The 22711-nt window shown below is 69.5% G+C and carries 20 protein-coding genes; 9 read left to right on the top strand and 11 right to left on the bottom strand.

The genetic code is table 11. The features are described 5' to 3' along the window. Nucleotides 1-4: 4 nt before the first annotated feature. Genes nuoL through nuoN form a run of 3 tightly spaced genes read left to right on the top strand, consistent with a single transcriptional unit; the run spans nucleotide 5 to nucleotide 5042 of the window. Nucleotides 5-1891 carry an NADH-quinone oxidoreductase subunit L gene (nuoL, locus tag A5673_RS07000; protein WP_068229024.1) on the top strand — a complete coding sequence of 629 codons (1887 nt, stop codon included), beginning with the start codon at nucleotides 5-7 and terminating at the stop codon, nucleotides 1889-1891. After that, complete coding sequence (locus tag A5673_RS06995) at nucleotides 1885-3465, top strand: NADH-quinone oxidoreductase subunit M (RefSeq protein WP_068229020.1); 1581 nt, start codon at nucleotides 1885-1887, stop codon at nucleotides 3463-3465. Before nuoL ends, A5673_RS06995 begins: the two co-directional genes overlap by 7 nt. After that, nucleotides 3462-5042 carry an NADH-quinone oxidoreductase subunit NuoN gene (gene nuoN / locus A5673_RS06990; RefSeq protein WP_068229018.1) on the top strand — a complete coding sequence of 527 codons (1581 nt, stop codon included), beginning with the start codon at nucleotides 3462-3464 and terminating at the stop codon, nucleotides 5040-5042. The genes A5673_RS06995 and nuoN overlap by 4 nt, the downstream gene beginning before the upstream one ends. 12 nt (nucleotides 5043-5054) lie before the next feature. On the opposite strand, the gene A5673_RS06985 is transcribed toward nuoN, so the two are convergent. The 6 genes from A5673_RS06985 to A5673_RS06960 form a co-directional block, all read right to left on the bottom strand. Beyond that, nucleotides 5055-6938, bottom strand: a complete 1884-nt coding sequence (locus A5673_RS06985; protein ID WP_068229015.1) for a PPE family protein — start codon at nucleotides 6936-6938, stop codon at nucleotides 5055-5057. A gap of 219 nt (nucleotides 6939-7157) precedes the next feature. Next, nucleotides 7158-7604 (bottom strand): hypothetical protein, encoded by a 447-nt coding sequence (locus tag A5673_RS06980; RefSeq protein ID WP_068229012.1) that lies wholly within the window; start codon nucleotides 7602-7604, stop codon nucleotides 7158-7160. A gap of 7 nt (nucleotides 7605-7611) precedes the next feature. Then, nucleotides 7612-8880 carry a DUF58 domain-containing protein gene (locus A5673_RS06975; RefSeq protein WP_068229009.1) on the bottom strand — a complete coding sequence of 423 codons (1269 nt, stop codon included), beginning with the start codon at nucleotides 8878-8880 and terminating at the stop codon, nucleotides 7612-7614. Between the two features lie 7 nt (nucleotides 8881-8887). Then, a complete protein-coding gene (locus A5673_RS06970) occupies nucleotides 8888-9856 on the bottom strand; it encodes a MoxR family ATPase (protein ID WP_068229006.1) in 969 nt (322 codons plus the stop codon). Beyond that, on the bottom strand, nucleotides 9853-10335 hold the full coding sequence (locus A5673_RS06965) for a hypothetical protein (RefSeq protein WP_068229003.1): 483 nt from the start codon (nucleotides 10333-10335) through the stop codon (nucleotides 9853-9855). Before A5673_RS06965 ends, A5673_RS06970 begins: the two co-directional genes overlap by 4 nt. Next, nucleotides 10332-11288, bottom strand: a complete 957-nt coding sequence (locus tag A5673_RS06960; RefSeq protein WP_197518313.1) for a DUF4129 domain-containing protein — start codon at nucleotides 11286-11288, stop codon at nucleotides 10332-10334. Before A5673_RS06960 ends, A5673_RS06965 begins: the two co-directional genes overlap by 4 nt. A gap of 149 nt (nucleotides 11289-11437) precedes the next feature. Here A5673_RS06960 and A5673_RS06955 point away from each other — a divergent pair, with 149 nt between their 5' ends. Next, nucleotides 11438-12823 carry a 13E12 repeat family protein gene (locus A5673_RS06955; RefSeq protein WP_068229000.1) on the top strand — a complete coding sequence of 462 codons (1386 nt, stop codon included), beginning with the start codon at nucleotides 11438-11440 and terminating at the stop codon, nucleotides 12821-12823. A gap of 13 nt (nucleotides 12824-12836) precedes the next feature. Here the strand turns inward: A5673_RS06955 and A5673_RS06950 are convergent, their stop codons facing one another. After that, nucleotides 12837-13718: an SDR family NAD(P)-dependent oxidoreductase gene (locus tag A5673_RS06950; protein ID WP_068228997.1), complete on the bottom strand. Its 882-nt coding sequence runs from the start codon at nucleotides 13716-13718 to the stop codon at nucleotides 12837-12839. Then, a complete protein-coding gene (locus A5673_RS06945; RefSeq protein WP_068228994.1) occupies nucleotides 13715-14317 on the bottom strand; it encodes a TetR/AcrR family transcriptional regulator in 603 nt (200 codons plus the stop codon). The genes A5673_RS06950 and A5673_RS06945 overlap by 4 nt, the downstream gene beginning before the upstream one ends. A gap of 44 nt (nucleotides 14318-14361) precedes the next feature. On the opposite strand from A5673_RS06945, the gene A5673_RS06940 reads away from it, so the two are divergent. Beyond that, nucleotides 14362-15513: a phosphotransferase family protein gene (locus tag A5673_RS06940; protein ID WP_068228991.1), complete on the top strand. Its 1152-nt coding sequence runs from the start codon at nucleotides 14362-14364 to the stop codon at nucleotides 15511-15513. Next, the gene (locus A5673_RS06935) at nucleotides 15513-16628 is read left to right on the top strand and encodes a hypothetical protein (protein ID WP_068228987.1); all 1116 of its coding nucleotides are present in this window, start codon (nucleotides 15513-15515) and stop codon (nucleotides 16626-16628) included. The genes A5673_RS06940 and A5673_RS06935 overlap by 1 nt, the downstream gene beginning before the upstream one ends. Here the strand turns inward: A5673_RS06935 and A5673_RS06930 are convergent. Beyond that, entirely contained in the window at nucleotides 16625-17647 is a 1023-nt protein-coding gene (locus A5673_RS06930) for a TIGR03617 family F420-dependent LLM class oxidoreductase (protein WP_068228984.1), read from the bottom strand. The two genes, A5673_RS06935 and A5673_RS06930, sit on opposite strands and share 4 nt — an antisense overlap. 80 nt (nucleotides 17648-17727) lie before the next feature. Between A5673_RS06930 and A5673_RS06925 the strand changes: the two genes are divergently transcribed. Continuing rightward, nucleotides 17728-19074 (top strand): flavin monoamine oxidase family protein, encoded by a 1347-nt coding sequence (locus tag A5673_RS06925; protein ID WP_068228981.1) that lies wholly within the window; start codon nucleotides 17728-17730, stop codon nucleotides 19072-19074. Nucleotides 19075-19080: 6 nt separating this feature from the next. Here A5673_RS06925 and A5673_RS06920 read toward each other — a convergent pair whose 3' ends face one another. After that, complete coding sequence (locus tag A5673_RS06920; protein ID WP_068228978.1) at nucleotides 19081-20022, bottom strand: alpha/beta fold hydrolase; 942 nt, start codon at nucleotides 20020-20022, stop codon at nucleotides 19081-19083. A gap of 180 nt (nucleotides 20023-20202) precedes the next feature. Here A5673_RS06920 and A5673_RS06915 point away from each other — a divergent pair, with 180 nt between their 5' ends. Next, a complete protein-coding gene (locus tag A5673_RS06915) occupies nucleotides 20203-21540 on the top strand; it encodes an NAD(P)/FAD-dependent oxidoreductase (protein WP_231970914.1) in 1338 nt (445 codons plus the stop codon). A 6-nt stretch (nucleotides 21541-21546) separates the two neighbouring features. Here A5673_RS06915 and A5673_RS06910 read toward each other — a convergent pair whose 3' ends face one another. Further along, nucleotides 21547-21984, bottom strand: coding sequence for an SRPBCC family protein (locus A5673_RS06910; RefSeq protein ID WP_068228975.1), 438 nt, complete (start codon nucleotides 21982-21984; stop codon nucleotides 21547-21549). A gap of 61 nt (nucleotides 21985-22045) precedes the next feature. Between A5673_RS06910 and A5673_RS06905 the strand changes: the two genes are divergently transcribed. Then, nucleotides 22046-22711 (top strand): AraC family transcriptional regulator (locus A5673_RS06905; protein ID WP_156747960.1); only part of this gene is annotated, 666 nt, incomplete at its 3' end.

Here is a 22711-nt window from a genome sequence, read left to right as displayed (position 1 = left end):
CACGATGACTGACTACACCTGGCTGCTGGTGGCACTGCCATTGGCGGGTGCCGCGATCTTGTTGTTCGGGGGCAGGCGCACCGACGGGTGGGGCCACCTGCTGGGCTGCGCCACCGCGCTGGCGGCATTCGGCGTCGGGTTGAGCCTGCTGACCGAGCTGCTCGGCCGCGGCGGGGACGACCGGGTCATCCACCAGAAGGTGTTCACCTGGATCCCGGTCGGCCAACTGCAGGTGGACCTCGGCCTGCAGATCGACCAGCTGTCGGTGTGTTTCGTGTTGCTGATCTCCGGGGTGGGGTCGCTGATCCACATCTATTCGGTCGGCTACATGGCCGAAGACCCGGACCGCCGACGGTTTTTCGGCTACCTCAACCTGTTTTTGGCCTCGATGCTCCTGCTGGTCGTCGCCGACAACTACGTGGTGCTCTACGTCGGCTGGGAGGGCGTCGGCCTGGCCTCCTATCTGCTCATCGGTTTCTGGTATCACAAGCCCACCGCGGCAACCGCGGCCAAGAAGGCGTTCGTGATGAACCGCGTCGGGGACGCCGGGCTTGCCCTCGGAATGTTCTTGATGTTCAGCACCTTCGGCACGCTGTCGTACGCCGGGGTGTTCGCCGGTGCGCCCGCCGCGGGCCGGGGCGCGCTGACCGCGATGGGATTGCTGCTGCTGCTCGGCGCGTGCGCGAAATCCGCGCAGGTTCCGCTGCAGGCCTGGTTGGGCGACGCGATGGAGGGCCCGACGCCGGTGTCCGCGCTGATCCACGCCGCCACCATGGTGACCGCCGGCGTGTACCTGATCGTGCGGTCCAATCCGCTCTACAACCTGTCGCCCGACGCGCAACTCGGCGTCGTCATCGTCGGCGCCGTCACGCTGCTGTTCGGGGCGTTCATCGGCTGTGCCAAGGACGACATCAAGCGCGCCCTGGCGGCATCGACGATGAGCCAGATCGGCTACATGGTGCTGGCCGCCGGCCTCGGCCCGGCGGGCTACGCCTTCGCGATCATGCACCTGCTCACCCACGGCTTCTTCAAGGCCGGCCTGTTCCTCGGCTCCGGCGCGGTGATCCATGCGATGCACGAGGAGCAGGACATGCGCCGCTACGGCGGCCTGCGCAAGGCCCTGCCGATCACCTTCGCCACGTTCGGCCTGGGCTACCTGGCGATCATCGGGGTGCCGCCATTCGCGGGCTTCTTCTCCAAGGACAAGATCATCGAGGCGGCGCTGTCCACCGGGGACACCCGCGGCTACGTGCTGGGCGGGGCCGCGCTGCTGGGTGCCGGGGTCACCGCCTTCTACATGACCCGCGTCATGCTGATGACCTTCTTCGGTGAAAAGCGTTGGGCCCCGGGCAGCCATCCGCACGAGGCGCCGGCCGTGATGGCGTGGCCGATGATCCTGCTCGCCGTCGGCTCGGCGTTCTCCGGCCTGCTGCTGTGGTGGGGAGGCGCCCTGGCGCACTGGCTCGAACCCGTCGTCGGGATACGCGAAGAGGCCGCGCATGCCCTGCCGGCCTGGGTCACCACGGCCGTGGCGCTGGGTGTCGTCGCGGTCGGCATCGCGGTGGCCTACCGGATGTACGCCACCGCGCCGGTGCCCAGGGTGGCCCCCGTGCGCGTCTCGGCCCTCACCACCGCCGCGCGCGCCGACCTCTACGGCGATGCCTTCAACGAGGAGGTGTTCATGCGCCCTGGTGCGCAACTGACCGAAGCGCTCGTCGAAGTCGACAACGCGGGCGTCGACGGCTCGGTCAACGCGCTGGCGGCGCTGGTCAGCCGGACCTCAAACGGCCTGCGGCGCTTCCAAACCGGCTTCGCCCGCAACTACGCCCTGTCCATGCTGGCGGGCGCGGTGCTGGTGGTCGCGCTGATCCTGGCGGTGCGGGGATGGTGAGCCCGCACGTCCCGTGGCTGAGCGTCCTGTGGCTGCTGCCGCTGGCCGGTTCGCTGCTGATCATCGTGCTGCCCCCCGGGCTGCGGCAGCTCGCCAAGTGGGCCGGCCTGGTCGTCGGCGTGCTGACGCTGGCGGTGGCGGTGGTCGTCACCCTCGGCTTCAAGACCGGCGGCCCCACTTACCAATTCGTGGAAAGCCACAGGTGGATCCCGGCGTTCGGCGCGGGTTACTCCCTCGGCGTGGACGGCATCGCGGTGGTGCTGGTGCTGCTGACCGCGGTGCTGATTCCGCTGCTGCAGGTGGCCGGCTGGAACGACGGCGGCAAGGGAACGCGCGGCGTGCACGCCTACGTCGCGCTGACGCTGGCCATCGAGTCGATGGTGCTGGTCTCGGTGGTCGCGCTGGACGTGTTGCTGTTCTACGTCTTCTTCGAGGCCATGCTGGTGCCGATGTACTTCCTGATCGGCGGCTTCGGCGGCGGCCCCGGCAGGTCGCGCGCGGCGGTGAAGTTCTTGCTGTACAACCTGTTCGGCGGCCTGATCATGCTGGCGGCCGTCATCGGTCTCTACGTGGTGACCGCGCAGCACGGCTCGGGCACGTTCGACTTCCGCGACATCGTCGCCGGCGTCGCGTCGGGGCGCTACGGCGCCGACCCCGCGGTGTTCAAGGCGCTGTTCCTGGGCTTCATGTTCGCCTTCGCGATCAAGGCGCCGCTGTGGCCCTTCCACCGGTGGCTGCCCGACGCCGCCGTCGAGGCCACGCCGGCGACCGCGGTGCTGATGATGGCGGTGATGGACAAGGTCGGCACCTTCGGCATGCTGCGCTACTGCCTGCAGCTGTTTCCCAGCGCCTCAACGTATTTCCGTCCGCTGATCATCGTGCTGGCCGTGATCGGGGTGATCTACGGCGCGGTCGTGGCGATCGGCCAGGCCGACATCATGCGCCTGATCGCCTACACCTCGATCTCCCACTTCGGGTTCATCATCCTGGGCATCTTCGTGATGACCTCGCAGGGACAGAGCGGGTCGACGCTGTACATGCTCAACCATGGCCTGTCCACCGCGGCGGTGTTCCTGATCGCGGGCTTTATGATCTCGCGGCACGGCAGCCGGGCGATCGCCGACTACGGCGGCGTGCAGAAGGTGGCGCCCATCCTGGCGGGCACGTTCCTCGTCTCGGCCATGGCCACCCTGTCGCTTCCCGGCCTGGCGCCGTTCATCAGCGAATTCCTGGTCCTGCTGGGCACTTTCAACCGGTACTGGCTGGCGGCCGCGTTCGGCGTGACGGCGCTGGTGCTCTCGGCGATCTACATGCTGTGGCTCTACCAGCGGGTGATGACCGGGCCGGTGAAGGCCGGCAACGAACGCATCGGCGACCTCAAGGCGCGCGAGCTGGTCGTGGTGGCCCCGCTGATCGCGCTGCTGCTGGTGCTCGGCGTCTACCCCAAGCCGGTGCTGGACCTGATCAACCCCGCCGTCGAAAACACGATGACCACCATCGGCCAGCATGACCCCGCACCGAGCGTGCCACCGGGTACTGGCATACCCCGGACAGCCGAAGGACCGCACCGATGACCCTGCCCACCCCCAGCGTCGAATACTTCCTGCTTTGCCCGATGCTCATCGTCTTCGGCGTCGCCATCGCCGGGGTGCTCGTGGAGGCGTTCGCGCCCAGGCGGATTCGCTACGCCACCCAGGTGACGCTGGCCCTCGCCGGCCTGGCCGCGGCGTTCTTCGCGGACGTCGAGGTCGCCGAGGCGATCCCGGCGTCGGGTCGCGCCACGGTGCTGGGCGCGGTGGCCGTCGACCGGCCCACGCTGTACCTGCAGGGCACCGTGCTGCTGGTCGCCGTCCTGGCGGTGATCTTCATCGCCGAACGGACGCAGGCCAGGGCCGAAAGCAAGGTTGCGGTCACGGCCGGGTCGGCCGGTTTGGATTCCTTTACGCCGCAGGCGTCCGCGGTGCCCGGCAGCGACGCCGAGCGCGAGGCGGAGCGGGCGGGGGCCGCGCAGACCGAGCTCTTCCCCCTGCTGATGCTGTCCGTCGGCGGCATGATGGTGTTCCCCGCCTCGAACGACCTGCTGACGATGTTCGTCGCGCTGGAGGTGCTGTCGCTGCCCCTGTACCTGATGTGCGGGCTGGCCCGGCATCGCCGCCTGCTGTCGCAGGAAGCGGCGATGAAGTACTTCCTGCTGGGCGCGTTCTCCTCGGCGTTCTTCCTCTACGGCGTGGCGTTGCTCTACGGCGCGACCGGCACGCTGCTGCTCTCCGGGATCCGGGATGCGCTTGCCGCGCATGGTGATAGCTCGATGGCGTTGATCGGCGTCGCGCTGCTGTCGGTCGGGCTGCTGTTCAAGGTGGGCGCGGTGCCGTTCCACTCCTGGATTCCCGACGTCTACCAGGGCGCGCCCACCCCGATCACCGGGTTCATGGCGGCGGCCACCAAGGTGGCGGCGTTCGGTGCGCTGCTGCGGGTGGTCTACGTGGCGCTGCCTCCGCTGCACGATCAATGGCGCCCGGTGCTGTGGACGATTTCGATCCTGACGATGGCGGTGGGCACCATCACGGCCGTCAACCAGACCGACGTCAAGCGGATGCTGGCGTATTCGTCGGTCGCGCACGTGGGTTTCATCCTCACCGGCGTGATCGCGGACAACGCGGCGGGCCTGTCGGCCACGTTGTTCTATCTGGTCGCCTACAGCTTCAGCACGGTCGGCGCGTTCGCCATCGTGAGCCTGATTCGCAACGCCGACGGCGTCGAGGACGCCACGCTGGCGCACTGGGCCGGGCTCGGGCAGCGCTCCCCCATTGTGGGCGTGATGTTTTCGATGTTCCTGCTGGCTTTCGCCGGCATCCCGCTGACGAGTGGCTTCGTCAGCAAGCTCGCGGTGTTCAAGGCCGCCGCCCAGGGCGGCGCGGTGCCGCTGGTCATCGTCGGTGTCGTCGCCAGCGGCGTCGCCGCGTACTTCTACGTGCGGGTCATCGTCTCGATGTTCTTCACCGAGGCAACCGACGACACCCCGCACGTGGTGGAGCCGGGCATCCTGAGCAAGGCCGCGATCGCCGTATGCGCCTTGGTGACGGTGCTTTTGGGGATCTTCCCGCAGCCGCTGCTCGACCTGGCCGACCAGGCGGCCCAGCTGCTGCACTGATCCCGGGGTCGGCTACAGCTGGCCGAAGACGCCACCGAGGATGCCGACCAAATCGTCGCCCGCGTTGAACAGCCCCACGCTGTTGCTGCCCGAGTTCCCGACGCCGACGGAGTGAGTGGCGGTGGGGTTGGGCGCCGAATTCGCGACGCCGTAGTTGTCCATGCCCGAGTTCGCGATGCCAACGTTCAGGATGCCCGTGTTGGCGACGCCGATCAGCCCGCTGCCCACGTTGTCCATGCCCACGTTTCCGTCGCCGGAGTCGAAGAATCCCGAGGTGGGCGCGGCGCCCGTGTTCGCGTTCTCGAAACCGGAGACCTGGCTGCCCGAGTTGAAGAAGCCGGAGACGTTGGTGCCGGTGTTGCCGAATCCCGAGTTTGTGACGATCCCGGTGAGGTCTGCGGAGCTGCCGATCCCGGTGTTCAGGGTGCCGGCGTCGAAGAGACCCGTGTTGATGTTGCCGGAGTTGAACCAGCCCGTATTCAGGGTGCCCGAATTGAACCAGCCCGTGTTGCCGCCGAGCGCGAGCGCGCCACCCGAGTTGAAGCTGCCCGTGTTGAAGTCGCCCGCGTTCGCAAAGCCCACGTTGTCGAGCCCGGAGTTGCCGAAACCCATGTTGGACGGCCCCGCGTTCGCAAAACCGAAGTTCTGGCTCCCGCCGTTGCCGAAGCCGGTGTTGAAGTTGCCCGAGTTCCAAAAGCCCGTGTTGTTGCTTCCCGAATTCAAGAACCCGAAGTTGCCGTTCCCCGAGTTGAAGATGCCGACGTTTCCGCTGCCCGAGTTGAAAAAGCCGACGTTGCCACTGCCCGAGTTTCCGAAGCCGAGGTTGTTGAGGCCCCCGTTCAGCCCGCCGATGCCGATCATGTTGTCGGCCGGCAGGTTGAAGCCGATGTCGTTGCTGCCGGCGTTGCCGAAGCCGAAGTCGAAGCTGCCGAGGTTGCCGAAGCCGATGTCCGAGGAGCCCTGATTGCCGAAACCGAAGTTGAAGGAGCCCACGTTTCCGCCGCCGAGGTTGAACCTGCCCGCGTTCCCGCTGCCGATGTTTCCGTTCCCGATACCGAGCACGTTGCCACCGTTGCCGAAGCCGAGGTTGGCCGAGCCGAGGTTCCCGCTGCCCAGGTTCGAGTTGCCGAAGTTCCCCAAACCGAGGTTGGTGTTGCCGACGTTGCCGCTGCCCAGGTTGGCGAAGCCGAAGTTGCCGCTGCCCAGGTTCAAGTTGCCCAGGTTGCCGCCGCCCAGGTTGACGTTGCCGATGTTGCCGCTGCCCAGGTTGAAGTTGCCGGTGTTGCCACCGCCCAGGTTCCAGCTGCCGATGTTGCCGAGCCCGGTGTTGATCGCCGGGATGCCGACCAGCGTGCTCGCCGCCGGGGCCAGCAGGCCCTGTAGCGCGCCCGGCCACGACGCCAACTGCGCGGCCGCCGCCGACGCCCCACCGTGATACCCCACCATCGCGGCCACGTCGGCCGCCCACATCAGCTCGTAGTCGGACTCCGCCGCCGCGATCGCCGGCGCGTTCTGCCCGAACACGTTCGACGTCACCAACTGCACCAGCTCGGAACGGTTGGCGCTCACCAGCATCGGATGCACCGTCGCCGCGAAGGCGGACTCGAAGGCGCTCACCACGGCCTTGGCCTGCGCGGCCACTCCCGCCGCCTGGGCGGCAACCCCCTGCAGCCACCCCGCATACGGCATCGCCGCCGCCACCATCGCCGCCGACGCGGGGCCCTGCCAGGCCTGCCCGGCCAACGCCGACGTCACCGACGAGAAGGAATCCGCCGCCGATCCCAATTCCGCGGCCAATCCGTCCCACGCCGCGGCGGCCGAGATCAGCGGCGCCGAACCGGCACCGGAAAACATCCGCAAGGAATTGATTTCCGGAGGCATTGTCAGGAAACTCATTAGCCCGCCCTCCCGATTGGTCGCGCCACGAAAAAACTGTAAGAAGCCGCCGTCCGAAAATCCGCGTTTTAGGCAAAAATTGCTTTTGATGCCGACTCCGACCAATGCCGACCGTTGTCTATTTCCGGCATCGGGGCAATGGCCTTCAGGGAAATTGCCGTTAAATGATCCGAAAAAGACGGATTGTGGCGAGGTCTGGGTATTTGAGTCTTTTTGCGCTCAGCTCACGAACGGGCGCGTCGCCAGGACGTAGATCGCCAGCACTCCCAGCGGCGCGGCCAGCGGCAACCACGGCAACTGCAGCGGAAACGCGGTCGCGGCCAGCCCCGCGCACGCAAAGCCCACCGCGGCGGCCGTCGTGGGCCAACTCCACATCGCGGCCCCGGCGGTGGCCGCCGCATGACGGCAGACCAGGTAGGCGGCCGCACACAGTCCGGACCAGGCGGCGAAGACGAGCGACGGATCCGACGCCCCGATCGTTGCCACCGACAGCAGCACCGCGATCGTCGCCGCGGGGCGCGCGACCACCCCGGCGCCCACCGCCACCAGGGCCCCCACCCCGGCGACGAGCGCCGGTCCGTGGGAACCGACGGCGGCCAGTCCGACCATGAGGACGCCGAAGGCCGTCGAGATCGCGAGGGCGGCCCAACCCGGGATCGGTTTCATCGCACCGCTATCCCCTCAGCCGTCCCCGCACGCGATGGCGGCGATCCGGCAGCACACCCATCGACTGATCCAGCGTGCTGTCTCCCCGCCAACCCACGATGTCCACGCCGACGGTTGCCATGTCGCGATACATGGCGGAGCGCTGCAGCGCCCACATCCGATCGATCAACGGATCCTGCTGGGTCTCGAACGGTGAGCTGTCGAGAACGTCGACGGCGATCACGACGTGGCCGCGCTTGCGGAGATCGATCAACGCCAGCGCGAATTCGGTGTCCAGCAGCGTGGAGAACGCGACCACGATGGCGCCCACCGGAACGGCGGCGCGCGGAGCCAATGTCCCCGTGGTGTTTTCGAATTGGTCGCCGGCGGTCAGCACGGTGTCGAGCACCCGGTAGAACTGCCGCTGCCCGATGTCGGCGCCGAGCCACCGCGGTCGGTTGCCCCCGAGGGCGACGATGCCGGCACGGTCACCGTGCCGCAACGCGGTCTGCACCACCTGCGCCGCGCCGCGCACGACGCGTTCGATGGCCTCGGTCGCCGGACCGGCCGGCTGCCGATACGTGTCGATCAGCACCACCACGTCGGCGGCGCGGTCGGTCAGGCGCTGCGTCACGTGCAGCTGGCGGCGGCGCGCGCTCACCGGCCAGTTCACCGCCCGCAGCTGGTCGCCGGGCACGTAGGGGCGGATGTCCGCGTACTCGACGCCCGGCCCGATGTGCCGGGTGAGGTGGGCGCCCAGGCGGTCGAGCAACTCCGTCTGCGGGATCGGCGTCGACTGCGGCGGCGTCAGCGGGAACACGAGGACATCGGCGGCGTCGACGGTGGCCGTACCCGTCAGCAAGCCGCCGCGCGCGACCACGTCGACGCGGGCGCGGACCGGATAGCGGCCCCAGCGTTGTGCGGTTGCCGCAACGGTTTTCGCGTGGCGGGCATCCGGCCCGAGTACCTCGAGCTCCATGCCGGCGACCGGCGAAACCGTGAGTTCGACGGCGGAGGCCCCGGAGGCGCCGCGCTCTTCGGTCACCCACACCTTGAGCCGGGCCGGTTCGCCTTCGAAGCATCGCTGCGAATCGGGCTCCCCGTGCACCCGGATCTTCGGCGCCGCGCGTTGCCAGCTGACCGAACACAGCACACCCAGGAGGGGGGCCGCGAAGGCGATCAGCTGCCAGCGCGCCCCGATCACGGCGGCGGCCAGCGCGACCCCGGCGCACGTCGCGATCGCCCGCGTCAGCGGCGATGCGCGCCAGCGGAACTCGAGGTCGCGGCTTCCGATCACGCCGGTATCACCCGGTCCCCCCGCCGGTTCGGGGCACCGGCAGGCGCCGCAGCAACTCCCCGACGACGTCGGCGCCCTGGATCTTGCGCACCCACATCTCGGGCCGCAAGGTGATCCGGTGCGCCACGGCCGCAACGGCGAGCGCCTTGACATCCTCGGGGATCACGTAGTCACGACCGAGCAACAGCGCACGGGCACGCGCGAGTTGGACGAGGTCGAGTTCCGCCCGGGGGCTGGCGCCCACCGCGACCTGAGGGTGGTGCCGGGTGGCGGTGGCCAGGGACACCACATAGTGCAAGACGTCCTCGTGCACGCTCACCTGCTCGACCGACTCGCGCATCGCCAGCAGGTCGTGAGCGTCCACCACCTGATCGACCGTGGGCTCGGCCGAACCCCGTTCGAGGCGGCGGCGCAGCATCGAGGTCTCGTCTCGCTCCGAGAGGTACCGAAGTTCCAGCCGGATCGCGAACCGATCCAGCTGCGCCTCGGGTAACGGATAGGTGCCCTCGTACTCGATCGGATTGTCGGTCGCCAAGACGATGAACGGCGTTGGCAGCTTGTGGGTTTCGCCGTCGATGCTCACCTGGCCCTCGGCCATCGCCTCGAGCAGCGCCGCCTGCGTCTTCGGCGGCGTGCGGTTGATCTCGTCGGCGAGCAGCAGGTTGGTGAAGATGGGGCCGGCCCGGAACGCGAAATGGCCCGACTGCATGTCGTAGATCGTCGAGCCGAGCAGGTCCGCGGGCAGCAGGTCCGGGGTGAATTGCACCCGGGTGAAGCGCAGCCCCAGCGCCGCCGCGAAGGATCGCGCGATGAGCGTCTTGCCGAGGCCGGGCAGGTCTTCGATGAGCACGTGGCCGCGCGCCAGGACGGCGATCAGGATCAGCGTCAGCGCCGAGCGCTTGCCCACCACCGCACGTTCGATTTCGTCGAGCACCGCCTCGCACTGGGCGGTGGTGGTCGCGGCCGGCAGTGTCATATTTGCTCCAACTTTCGCAGGATCTCTTCCAGCACCGCGCGGCCCGGGCCGGGGTGGTGATCACCGGTGCGCGTGACGTTGTTGGGGTTGACCCATTCCCACAGTTCGGTGCCGAAAAGCATCCGTCCGCTTGCGTGATACGCCATGGGGTCGTTGGATTGCCTTTGGCCCGTCGTCATTTCGTAACGCCGCGCGAGCATGGGACGCAGGTGGCGGTCCCAGTCGGCGCGCGTGGAGTCCGACCAGCGGATCGTCGTCTCGGTCGTGGCGAGCCAGCGGCGCAACGAATCCCCCAGGTCGTCGTAGTCCGGCTCGGTCGCCGGTTCGTTGCCGTGCCCCAGGTAACGGCGCACATTGAGCAGCACCAGGGCCAGGGCGACGCCCGCGGACGCCAGCAGGAACCGGCGACCGTGCAGGATCAACGCCAACAGCTCGGTCCCCACCACCAGGCAAACACCAAGGGCCAACAGCCTTTTCATACCGGACTCCGCAATTCCGCGAGGACCAGCTGCAAGACGTTCACCGCCACCTCGCGATGTTCCTCGGTCATCACGTGTGGGCTGAAGCGTGCCTCCTCGAACAGGTTCACCAGCTGCTCCGCGTTATCGGCCTGCAGCGCATGGAGTTCGACGGCGCGAACGAGGACCTCGGTCGGCGTATCGAAGTCTTGCGGGGCAGCGCCCGGCACGTTGGCCAGCTCCCGCTCCATCGCGGCATAGCAGGCGATGATCGCCTCGCGCGGTTCCCGGCTCAGGTCGCCGATCTCGGCCAGTCCGACCTCGGCGGCACGGGCCAGCGATTCCGCGCGCGGCGCGGGCGCCGGGGTCCCGACGGGATCGGCGGCGTGGATGGCCGGCGTCGCCGCGCGCCAGCGCCGCCGCGCCATGATCACCGAGCCGGCGACGAGAACCAGCATCATCGGGATCGCGCCGGCAAGCAAAACCCCGAACATGTCCGCGGAGTTGTTCGGCGGGTGTTGTTGGGCAGGCGGGTCGGCGGGGCGTCCCGGCGGCTGCGCGGGCGGCGCCGGGCCGGATACGGCGGGGTCGACGCGGTGCGGTACCAGGTAGTGGACCAGCAACGTCGCGATCAGCAGCCACGCCGCGATCAGCGCAAGGCCGATCAGGATCACGCGCCAGCTCGGGCGGCCCTTGCCGGTGCCGAGCATGTCGGACAGGTCTGCCTGCTTGGGTGCCACCGCACGCGGATCCCGCAACCGCGCGATGACCGCAATCGTCAGCAGCGCGAGGGAGCCGGCCAGGGCCGCGATGACGAAGAGCAGCGCCGCCCGGCCGCCGCCCGGCTCCGTCCGCACGCCGCGGCCCTGGGCCGGAAGGTATCCGCGCAGGGCGGCGGCGGCGAGGATCATCAGGACGATCAGCGCGACGACGCGGCCCGTCGGCTTGTCGATACCGGGCTTGATAACGGGCATGGGCACACCACTCGACCGGTTGCACTGGCCTTCTCATACTGGCACACACCGCGGCGGGGCTTATCCACAGTTGGGGTTTCATCCACAGGCCGGCGGGGGCGTCGTTTGCGCGTTGGGGATTTGACGGGGGTGGTTCGTAGCTTCGGGGCATGGGTTGGTGCATCGGTGCCGAGGAAGCGCGGGAGCGGATCAGTGCTGCTCTCGACGCCGTCGACGCCGCGCACGACGCGCTGCGCGCCACCTCCTCGGATCTGGTGGGCAACGACTTTCGGGTGGAGGTCGCCGAGCGGCTGGAGAGCCAAGAGCGCACCAACCGGGGGCTGATGTACCGGTTCTTCGCCGAGATCGCCGAACCGCCCGACGGCGCCGAGTGCGTGCCGGCGGTACGGGACAGGTTGTGGGCCCGGCTGCGGGTGCCGCCCAGAGAGATATCGCGCCGCTTCAGGCTGGCGGCCCGGATTCGGCCGCGGCGCTCGCTGACCGGCCCTCCGGTGGGGCCCGAGCTGGCGGAGTTGGCGGCCGCGGTGGAGGCCGGCGCGGTCGGTGAGGACCACATCCGTGCCGTGTGCCACTCCGTCGACGTCCTGCCGGCCTGCGTGTCACCGGCCGATGTGGCCGAGGCCGAAGGCAAGCTGGTGGCGCACGCGAGAAAGCTCGACGCCGGCCTGGTCACCGAGCTCGGGCAGCGCATCGCCGACTACCTCAACCCCGACGGCCTGTTCACCGACGAGGACCGGGCGCGCCGACGCTGGTTGCGGCTGGGTCCGCAGGGGCCCGACGGCATGTCGCGGCTGTCGGGTCTGCTGGATCCCGAGGCCCGCGCGTACTTCGAGGCCGTCGAGGCCGCCGTGCGTCCGGGCCGCCACCAGCCCGAGGGCGCCGCGCCCGAACAACGCGACGAGCGCACGTCCGCGCAGCGCTGCCACGACGCACTCAAACTCGGCTTCAAGACGGCGATTGACTGCGGTGAGCTCGGGACCCACCGCGGCCACCCGGTCACCGTGATCGTCACCACCACCCTGGCCGAACTCGACCGCGCCGCCCACGCCGTCGTCGACCCGTCGGTCCCGATGCCGGCGCCCGCGCTGACGGGCGGCGGTTCCCGGCTGCCGATGCCCGACCTGATTCGCATGGCCGCCCAGGCGATTCACTATTTGGCGGTGTTCGACGACCACACCGGCCGGCCACTGTATCTCGGTCGGCAAAAGCGCATCGCCACCGCCGACCAGCGGCTCATCTGCTACGCCCGCGACCACGGCTGCACCCGCCCCAACTGCCTGGTACCGGGCTACGGCTGCGAGGTCCACCACTCACCGGACTGGGCCGCCGGCGGCCGCACCGACGCCGACAAACTCCACTTCGCCTGCGACCCCGACCACGACGGCGTCAGCCGGGGCGACTGGCGCACCGTTGTCACCGACAACGGCCGGCTCGGCTGGACCGACGGCACCGGCCCACCACAAATCAACCACGCCCACCACCCCGAAGAACTCCTGCGCGGAGACCCCGACCCTCCCGAGGAGGACGAAGGTTGAGGGGTGGCGCCCGCTAACCCAGCGTGAACGGGGAGAAGGTGCCGTCGAGCACCTGCGCATGGCCGATGGTGCGCCCGGTGACCACCGTGGGGTCCACCAGGGCCAATTCCACTGCCGCCCGGGCGAATTCATCGGCCGGGGCGGTGTCCACGAATTCGCGGGCGTAGTAGGCCAGGCCCGGGGTCAGGATCGGCTTCGACGGCGACAGCGCGTTCACCGCGATGTTGTGGTCGGCGAGGTCGTAGGCCGCGCACTGGGTGAGGTGCTCGAGGGCCGCCTTGGACCCGCCGTAGCCCGGCAGGACCCCGCCGCTGCGGTCGGCGTAGGGCCCGTTGCCGGGCATCCGCGACGCGACCGAGGTGATGTTGATGATCGCGCCGCCGCCCGCCTCGATCATGTCCGGGCACACCAGTTGCATCAGCTCGTAGGCGGCGAACACCCCGATGTCGAAATGGCGGCGAAACGCCTGCAGCGGCGTGCTGACGAAGCCGGGCCACCCGGGTTTCGCCCCGCCGGCGGGCGGCTTGGCGGCCTTGGGGCGTGGCGCCCGGCCCGTTTCCGAACCCGGCACCGGCGGTCGGCCGGGAGCGGTGAACGCCGCGTTGTTCACCAGAATCGTGAGGGGCCCCAACGCCTCTCGGGCCTCGGCCACCAGCCGGGCGACGTCGTCGCGGTCGGTCAGGTCGGCGCGGATCGCCACGGCCCGCCCGCCGGCCGCGTCGATGTCGGCGACCGTCTCCCCGATCGTTCCGGGCAGCCGGTCGTCCCACACCCGTTCGGTGCGCCCGGCCACGGCCACCGCCGCGCCCTCCGCGGCGAGCGCCAGCGCGATCGCCCGGCCCAGGCCGCGGCTGCCGCCGGTGACGATCGCCGCCCGACCCGCCAGCCGCGTCATCCGGTCACCCCGTGCACGACGATCGCCGTCGTCTGATCGACCCACGTGTCATCCAGTTTCTCCTCCGGGCGCAGCAACATCCGCAGCATCGTCGCTCCCCCGATCAACTCGATCAACCGGTCCGGGTCCACGCCGCGGTGCGCCTCGCCGCGGTCGATGGCCGCGCCCAGCCGCACCCGCACCGCCGCGAACACCTCCGCGAAGCGCGACATCACCCTGGCGTTCAGGGCGGGATCGGCCGTCATGTCGGCCACCAGGCCGGGCAGGGCCGCGCGCACCACCGGGGTGGTGAACACGTCGCGGGTGGCCTCGATCATCATCCGGACGTCGGCGGCGATGTCGCCCGCCGGAGCCTCAAGCGCGGTGGGAGCCGTCGGGAACGCCGCCTCGTGCACCAGTTCGGCCTTACTCGACCAGCGGCGGTACAGCGCCGATTTTGTGGTGCCGGCGCGCTCGGCCACCGCGGCCAGGCTCAGGTTCGAATAGCCGATCTCCACAAGCAGTTCCGCGGTCGCCGACAGGATGGCCGAGTCGATCCGCGGATCCCGGGGGCGCCCGGCCCCCGGGGCCTTGTCAAGGTAGGACGGGTCTGCTTTCATAACGCTACCTACCGTATCGTAATTGCCTCGAGAAGGAGGCACGTGTGGCCAATGAACCAATGCCCGACAACGTCGAGCGGCTTCAGCGCTCCAGCCGTGACGTCAGCACCGTGCCGGCGGTCATGTCGAAATGGCTGTCAACCCAGCTGCCCGGTGGCGCGCTACCGCAGGTCACCGTGGAGAGTGGCGTGGACTCGACGGGCATGTCGTCGGAAACCATCATCCTGACCGCTCGCTGGCAGCAGGACGGAGAGCCGGTCGAGCAGAAACTCGTCGCCCGGGTGGCGCCCACCGCCGAGGACGTGCAGGTGTTCCCCACCTACCGGCTGGATCACCAATTCGAGGTAATACGAAAGGTCGCCGAGCTCACCGACGTCCCCGTCCCGCGCGTGCGCTGGATCGAGACCAGCGGCGACGTGCTGGGCACACCGTTCTTTGTGATGGACTACGTCGACGGCGTGGTGCCGCCCGACGTGATGCCTTACACGTTCGGCGGCAACTGGTTCGCCGATGCCCCGGTTGAGCAACAGCGACAACTGCAGGATGCGACGGTCGGGGTACTGGCCAAGCTGCACTCAATACCCGACGCGGAGAAGAGGTTTGGCTTTCTCTCCGAAGGCCAGACCGGTGATACCGCCCTGCGCAAGAACTTCAACTGGGTGAAGTCGTGGTATGACTTCTCGGTACCCGACATCGGCCGCTCGCCGTTGATAGAGCGGAGTTTGGCTTGGCTGCAAGACAACTGGCCAGACGAGGCGGCCAATCGTGAGCCGGTGCTGCTCTGGGGCGACGCTCGGGTGGGCAATGTGTTGTACCGCGACTTCGCGCCGGTGGCGGTGCTGGACTGGGAGATGGTGGCACTCGGGCCTCGCGAGCTCGACGTCGCCTGGATGATCTACGCGCACATGGTTTTCCAGGAGCTCACCGGCCTGGCCGGGCTCCCGGGCTTGCCTGAGGTGATGCGCGAGGAAGACGTCCGCGCCACTTATCAGCGACTCACCGGAGCCGAGCTGGGCGACCTGCGTTGGTTTTACGTCTACTCCGGCGTGATGTGGGCGTGTGTGTTCATGCGCACCGGCGCGCGCCGGGTGCATTTCGGCGAGGTCGAGAAGCCAGATGATGTCGAGTCGTTGTTCTACCACGCCGGATTGATGCGGCGTTTGATCGATGACGGTCTCATCGGAAAGGATCAGTAATGCTCGGACCGCTCGACGAATTTCCGGTACATCAGGTTCCCCAACCGATCGCGTGGGCGGGCTCCTCGGACCGCAACTTCTACGACCGCTCCTACTTCAACGCCCACGACCGCACCGGCGACATCTTCGTCATCAGCGGCATCGGCTACTACCCCAACCTCGGTGTCAAGGACGCGTTCTTCCTGGTGCGGCGCGGGGACACCCAGACCGCGGTGCACCTGTCGGACGCCATCGACCAGGACCGGCTCAACCAGAACGTCAACGGCTATCGGATCGAGGTCAGCAAACCGCTGCGCAAGCTGCGCCTGGTTCTCGACGAAACCGAGGGCATCGCAGCCGATCTCACCTGGGAGGGCCTCTTCGACGTCGTCCAGGAGCAGCCGCACCTGATGCGGTCGGGCAACCGGGTGACGCTGGACGCCCAGCGGTTCGCCCAGCTCGGCAGCTGGAGCGGCCGCATTGCGATCGACGGCGAGGAGATCGCCGTCGACCCGGCCACCTGGCTCGGCAGCCGCGACCGGTCGTGGGGCATCCGGCCCATCGGCGAGCCCGAGCCGGCGGGCCGGCCCGCCGACCCGCCGTTCGAGGGCATGTGGTGGCTCTACGTGCCGATGGCCTTCGACGAGTTCGCGATCGTGCTGATCATCCAGGAGGAACCCAACGGGTTCCGCTCGCTCAACGACTGCACCCGGGTGTGGCGCGACGGCCGCGTCGAGCAGCTGGGCTGGCCGCGCGTGGCGATCCACTACCGGTCCGGCACCCGCATCCCGACCGGGGCGACCATCGACGCGACCGCCCCCGACGGGACCCCGGTCCACTTCGACGTCGAGTCCAAGCTGCCGGTGCCGATCCACGTCGGCGGCGGCTACGGCGGCGACTCGGACTGGCTGCACGGCATGTGGAAGGGCGAAAAGTTCGTCGAGCGGCTGACGTACGACATGACCGACCCGGCCATCGTCGCGCGGTCGGGCTTCGGCGTCATCGACCACGTCGGCCGGGCGGTGTGCCGCGACGGCGACGGCGATCCGGTGGAGGGCTGGGGCCTCTACGAGCACGGCGCGCTGGGCCGCCACGACCCGTCGGGCTTCTCCGACTGGCTGACCGTCGCGCCTTAGCGCAGCTCGCGCAGTTCGTCCAAGATCTCGGACAGCGTCTGCAGGCCGATCGGCGACGGCTGATAGAGGCACACGGTGTCGGAGACGCCGTCGACGCGCTCGCGGATGGCCGCGGCGATCTCCTTCGGCGTTCCGCAGGCCGCGATGGTGTGCAGCACCTCGTCGTCGATCAGGCCGCCCATCTCCTGCCAGCGGCCCTGCTTGGACATGGCGTTGAGTTCGGGCTGCAGGTCCGCCCAGCCGTGCGCGGCCAGCACCGGCCGGTACGCCGGGGTCGACCCGTAGAACGCCAGCAGGCGGCGGGTGGCCTCGTGATCCTGCGCGTCCGAGCCCGCGTCCGAGCCCGCCGACACGATGATCTCCGGGATCACGGCGAAGTCCTCGGGCGGGCGGCCGCCGGCCCGCAGGCCGTCGCGCACCGCGGGCATCGTGTGCTCGTGCAGGAACCGCTTGGTGCCGAACGGCATCACCAACAGGCCGTCGGCGTGCTCGGCAACCGCTCGGGTCAGCCGCGGGCCGAGCGCCCCGACATAGATCGGGGGCGGCCCAAAGGGGTTGGGGCCGGGGCTGAAGGTCGGCGTCATCAGCGTGTGCCGGTAGTAGTCGCCGCGAAAGTCCAAGCGGCAGCCCGTGTTCCAGGTCTCGAAGATGGCGCGGAGGGCCGCGATCAGTTCGGTCATGCGGGCCACCGGGTGCTCGAACTGCGCGCCGAACCGCTTCTCGATCTGCGGGCGGATCTGGGTGCCGTTTTCGACGTCGAGCAGCGGGTCCAGGCCCCCGGCGGCGTGCACGTAGCGGGCGGCGTGCAGCATCGACACCTCGTCGGGTTCGCAGCCCCAGGTCACCCGGGCCACGTTGGTCATCAGGTCCAGGCCGCCCACCGTGGCGGCCAGCGTCAGCGGAGCGAACACGTCGTGCTGACCCTCGAAAGTGGCCACCCCGGTGGCCCCCGCGTCGCGCAGCGCCCGCGCCCGCCCGACCGCATCCACCGGCCCGTACAACGCGGTGAAGACTCTCAATGCACCTGCCTGAGCACCTAGTTAGACGAGCGATGGAAATTTATCGTACGAAATCGTCAAAATGCGGTTGACTAGGGGACGTGACGAAGCCGCCGCCGGTTGTCGACGTGGTCGTGGTCGGTGCCGGCTTCGCCGGGCTGTCCGCCGCCCGCGAGCTGACGCGCCAGGGCCATGACGTCGTGGTGTTCGAGGGCCGCGACCGGGTCGGCGGCCGGTCGTTCACCGGCAGCGTCGCCGGGTTGCCCGCCGACCTCGGCGGCACCTTCGTGGGCCCGACCCAGGACGCCGTCCTGGCGCTGGCCGCCGAGCTTGCGGTCCCGACGATCCCGACCCACCACGACGGCAAGAACGTCATCCATTGGCGCGGCTGGGCGCGTCCCTACCATGGCACCATCCCCAAACTGTCGCTGACCGGGCTGCTCGACATCGGCCGGCTCCGTTGGCAATTCGAGAGGATCGCCCGCAGCGTCCCGGTCGCGCAGCCGTGGGGCGCGCGCCGCGCGCGCGAACTGGACGGCATCTCGCTCGGCGCCTGGCTGCGCTCGGTGCGCGCCACGGCGTCGTCGCACGACCTGATGGCCATCGTGGCCCGGGTGACCTGGGGCTGCGAACCCGACGAGGTGTCGATGCTGCACGCCGCCCGCTACGTGCACGCCGCCGGGGGCCTGGACCCGCTGCTCGACGTCGAAAACGGCGCCCAGCAGGACCGCTTCCCCGGCGGCACCCAGCAGATCGCCGAGGCGGCGGCCGCCGAACTGGGCCCGCGCGTGGTGCTGAACGCGCCGGTCCGGCGGATCGAGCGGCACGGCTCGGGGGTGACGGTGACCACCGACGCGGGTTCGGCCGAGGCCGGCTTCGTCATCGTCGCCGTCCCGCCGGCCCATCGGGCGTCGATCGAGTTCGCTCCCCCGCTGCCCGACGAATACGAGCAGCTAGCCCGCAACTGGCCGCAGGGCCGGCTCAGCAAGGCCTACGCCGCCTACGAGACGCCGTTCTGGCGGGCCGACGGGTTCTCCGGGCAGGCGCTTTCCGACCAGGGCCCGGTGTTCATCACCTTCGACGTCAGCCCGCACGCCGACGGACCGGGCATCCTGATGGGCTTCGTCGACGCCCGCGCCTTCGATTCGCTGCCCCCCGAGCAGCGCCGCCGCGACGCGCTGCGCTGCTTCGCGTCGCTGTTCGGCGACGAGGCGCTCAAGCCCCTCGACTATGTCGACCAGCGTTGGGGCGCGGAGGATTTCGCGCCGGGCGGCCCGACGGCGGCGGTACCGCCGGGCTCGTGGACGCGGTTCGGGCCGTGGCTGCGCGAGCCGGTCGGACCGATCCACTGGGCCGGCACCGAGACCGCCGACGAGTGGACCGGCTTCCTCGACGGGGCGGTCAGATCGGGCCAGCGGGCGGCCGCCGAGATCACCGCCCTGCTTTGAGGCTCGCTAGGAGCTGATCCGGGTTACCCGCGGATCGTGGATAGCCGAGTTGGTCACCGATTCCACCAGGGCCCGCAGGTGCCGGTTGACCTCTTGCGGCTGTTCCAGCATCGAGCAGTGGCCGCCGGGCAGCTCGACCAGGCCGACGACGTTGGGCGCGGTGCGCGCGATCCTGCGGGACTGGCCGATCGGCGTCAGCCGGTCGCGCTCGCTGCCGATGACCAGCGTGGGCACCGTCAACCCGTCCAGGTCGAGATGCCGCGACCCCAGCGCGTCGACGAGCATCTTCGCGCAGCCGCCGCGCCCGACCGGCGATGTCTGGGCGAACAGCTCGTAGACCACTCGCGCGGCGCCCGGGTCGGCGCCGCGGCCGACCGCCAGCATCGCGACGACGTGGCGGCTGGGGATCCGCGCCCCGGGCGGCAGCGGGAACCCGCCGAACGCGGTGATCAAGCCGCGGACGGCGAGCACGCGCGCCTGGGAAAGCCCGGGCGGCGCCGACAGCAGCTTCACCTGCCGCACCAGATCGCCGGTGGTGGTGTTGATCAGCGCGACGGCGTCGGCGCGCCGGTTGACCCGGCGCCGATACAGCGCCGACCAGGCGGCGATCGCGATGCCACCCATCGAGTGGCCGGCCAGCACCGCGCGCTCGTGCGGCGCCAGTGTCGCCTCCAGCACCGAATCCAGGTCGGCGGCAAGGTATTTGAGGCTGTAGCCGCCGCGGCGCGGGACGCCGCTTCGCCCGTGGCCGCGATGGTCGAACGCGATGACCCGGTAATCGGCGGACAGGTCGCAAATCTGGTGCGCCCAGGCGCGGATCGCGCAGGTGATGCCGTGCGTGAGCACGATCGGATAACCCTCGGACGGCCCGAAAACCTCCGCGTGCAAGACGGTTCCGTCGACCGCGCGCACGGTCACGGCGCGGCCCGGTGGCAGCTCTGTACTCATCGCCGCTCCCCCTTCGAACGCGGCCACATCGCCGCACTCCGGATGTAGGCGAAGTGTAGCCCGCGCTCAACGACGAACTGATGAAAACGGCCCATTACACGCCGCGAATTTGGGCACGATCGTGCAACAACTTGTGAGACGCTGACAGCCGTGTACCCGATGTCCCGTCGGGCGTTCCTCATGGCCACGACGAGCCTGGCCGGCGGCGGACTGGCGGCCGCCTGCGCGCCGGGTCCGCCGCCCCCTCCCGACACCCATTCAGACAACAAGGCGGTGCTCGTCGTGGGCGCCGGCATGGCGGGCCTGGCGGCCGCGTGCAGCCTCGCCGGCGCGGGATGGCCGGTGCGCGTCATCGAGGCGCGCGACCGCATCGGCGGGCGGGTGCACACCGACCGCGCCTGGGGCGTGCCGCTGGAGCTGGGTGCGTCCTGGATTCACGGCACCGCGAACAATCCGCTGATGGAGCTCACCCGGCAGGCGCGGTCCCAGCTCGCCCCCACCGACTACTACGGGTGGGCGAAGCTCGCGGTCGATCCGCGCCTCCCGCCGCTCGAGTACGACCCGGAAACCTGGCGCACGTTCGTCAAGCGGGCCCGGGGTCACGTCGACGGTGGCAGCCTGGGCGCCGCGGTGGACGCCGCGGCCACCCGCGCCGAGTTGTCCGATTCCGACCGGGCGCAGTTGGGGTTCTACCTCACCACCGAGATCGAGGACGAATATGCCGCCAGCGCGGATCGTCTGTCCGCCAACACCTTTGACCACGGCGACTACGCCGACGGCGACCAAAACGTCGTCACGAACGGGTACGACGCCCTGCCGCGCCTGCTCGCCGACGGGCTGCGGATCGAGCTGAAGACGCCGGTCACGGGAATCGCGCGCCGCGACGACTCCGTCATCGTGCGCGCCGGGAATCGCTCGTTCGAGGGGCCCGCGGCGATCGTCACGGTGCCCCTGGGCGTCCTTAAATCCGGTGCGATCGCCTTCGATCCGCCGCTTCCCGACCCGCAGCTGCGCGCCGTGAACGCACTCGGCTTCGGCGTGCTGTCCAAGAGCTTCTTTCGTTTCAGCCGGCGCAGCTGGGACGTCGAGAACGCCTTCTACCAATACATCGGCGCCGAGCCGGGCGTGTGGTCGCAATGGTTCAGTCTGCCGAGCGCCGCGGGACCAATCGTGTTGGCCCTCAACGCCGGTGACCGCGGCCGCTGGGTGGAGTCCGCGTCGCCTCAAGAGCTGACGGCCAGCGCCCTGCCGATTGCCCGCCGGCTGTTCGGCTCCGATGTCGCACCGGTGGAGGTCCGAAGCTCGAATTGGGCCGCCGACCCGTATGCGCTGGGCGCGTATTCGTTCCACGCCCCCGGTTCCGGCCTGAGCGACCGGCGCCGGCTGGCCGAACCGATCGGCGACCGGCTATACCTCGCGGGTGAGGCCGTGGGCGTCAACAACCCGGCCACCGTGACCGGCGCGGTCGTCAGTGGCCGCGACGCGGCCGCGCGATTGATGCACCGCTTGAGCGGCTGACGATCGCTATCCGCCCTCCACCGCGTTGGCACAGGCGTCGAGGATGGCGTCAAAGCTGTTGCGCAGCAGCCGATAGCTGAGGACCTCCAACAGCCTTCCCCCGGCCCAGGCCGGATGCGTGTAGTTGCTCAGCCAGTCGACGTGGGTGCCGTCACCCGCGGCGGTGAACGTCAGGGTGCCGCCCTCGTGGTTGAACGGCGGGAAGGATCGCAGGATCAGATACGTGTAGCTGTGCGGGCGGTCGTAGGCCGTGATCTCCTCCCGGAACCAGGTGCCGATCCCGACCACCTCGCGCAGCCCACCCACCTCGTGCCCCGGCGAATCCTTTGCGTAGCCGGCCCTCAGCACCAGCGGGGCGGCGGCCAGGTTCGCCGGGTCGGCCAGCCAGTCGAAGACCCGTTCCGTCGGGGCGGCGATCGTTCGTTCCAGGTGAATCTGCACCATCTGGCACATGCTAGACGCCGTCGCTCGGCACATGATTGTGTAGCGTCAGAAACGGTAGCCCATGAGAACTGTTTTATTGGACACGGACGACCTGGGTAAGGCCGAGGAGATCCTGGGCCAGACCTACGCCACCGTGCGCCTCAGCGGCGCGGCCGGCGACGCCACCCGCCTGAAAATCTCGAGGACCTCGGTGGGTCCGCTGACCATCGACGACGCCGAGGTGGGCTACGAGTTCGGCTATGACGCCGAGCCGCCCGGGAAGATCTACCTGTGCCGGGTGCGATCCGGCCTGATCGAGGAACGGCTGCCGATGGGCACGACGAATTCCATTGGTGCCGAACAGATCCTGGCCATCGGCGCGCTCGACGTGCCATTGGCCGGCCGCGTGAGCCGCGCCCGCTGCGATATCGTCGCGGTCGACAGGGGCCTGTTCGATCGGGTGGCGGCGGTGGGCAAGGATCGCCGGCCGGGCCGGATTCGATTGACCGATTCGCGGCCGATATCGGCGGCGGCCGGCAGGCAGGTGGCGCGCGTCGTCGACTACGTGCGCGACGGGCTGCCGACCGATTCGGGGGCGGGCGGCGCGACGCTGATCGCCTCCACCGCGATGCAGCACCTGGCGGCCACCATGCTCGCCGCTTTTCCGAACAACGCTCTGCTGGATCCGACCATCGAGGATCGGCGCGACACCACGCCCGCACTGCTGCGGCGCGCCATCGCCTTCATC

The organism is Mycobacterium sp. E3198, from assembly GCF_001667015.1.
Lineage (GTDB): Bacteria > Actinomycetota > Actinomycetes > Mycobacteriales > Mycobacteriaceae > Mycobacterium.
This window is presented reverse-complemented; position numbering and strand designations above follow the sequence as displayed.

Bases quoted from the DNA above. Each gene is read 5' to 3' on its own strand.
- A5673_RS06950 (WP_068228997.1), bottom strand. From the start codon at position 13,718: ATGACGCGGCTGGCGGGTCGGGCGGCGATCGTCACCGGCGGCAGCCGC.
- A5673_RS06955 (WP_068229000.1), top strand. From the start codon at position 11,438: ATGGGTTGGTGCATCGGTGCCGAGGAAGCGCGGGAGCGGATCAGTGCT.
- A5673_RS06980 (WP_068229012.1), bottom strand. From the start codon at position 7,604: ATGAAACCGATCCCGGGTTGGGCCGCCCTCGCGATCTCGACGGCCTTC.
- A5673_RS06970 (WP_068229006.1), bottom strand. From the start codon at position 9,856: ATGACACTGCCGGCCGCGACCACCACCGCCCAGTGCGAGGCGGTGCTC.
- nuoL (WP_068229024.1), top strand. From the start codon at position 5: ATGACTGACTACACCTGGCTGCTGGTGGCACTGCCATTGGCGGGTGCC.
- A5673_RS06960 (WP_197518313.1), bottom strand. From the start codon at position 11,288: ATGCCCGTTATCAAGCCCGGTATCGACAAGCCGACGGGCCGCGTCGTC.
- nuoN (WP_068229018.1), top strand. From the start codon at position 3,462: ATGACCCTGCCCACCCCCAGCGTCGAATACTTCCTGCTTTGCCCGATG.
- A5673_RS06915 (WP_231970914.1), top strand. From the start codon at position 20,203: ATGGCCACGACGAGCCTGGCCGGCGGCGGACTGGCGGCCGCCTGCGCG.
- A5673_RS06910 (WP_068228975.1), bottom strand. From the start codon at position 21,984: ATGGTGCAGATTCACCTGGAACGAACGATCGCCGCCCCGACGGAACGG.
- A5673_RS06995 (WP_068229020.1), top strand. From the start codon at position 1,885: ATGGTGAGCCCGCACGTCCCGTGGCTGAGCGTCCTGTGGCTGCTGCCG.
- A5673_RS06935 (WP_068228987.1), top strand. From the start codon at position 15,513: ATGCTCGGACCGCTCGACGAATTTCCGGTACATCAGGTTCCCCAACCG.
- A5673_RS06965 (WP_068229003.1), bottom strand. From the start codon at position 10,335: ATGAAAAGGCTGTTGGCCCTTGGTGTTTGCCTGGTGGTGGGGACCGAG.
- A5673_RS06945 (WP_068228994.1), bottom strand. From the start codon at position 14,317: ATGAAAGCAGACCCGTCCTACCTTGACAAGGCCCCGGGGGCCGGGCGC.
- A5673_RS06985 (WP_068229015.1), bottom strand. From the start codon at position 6,938: ATGAGTTTCCTGACAATGCCTCCGGAAATCAATTCCTTGCGGATGTTT.
- A5673_RS06920 (WP_068228978.1), bottom strand. From the start codon at position 20,022: ATGAGTACAGAGCTGCCACCGGGCCGCGCCGTGACCGTGCGCGCGGTC.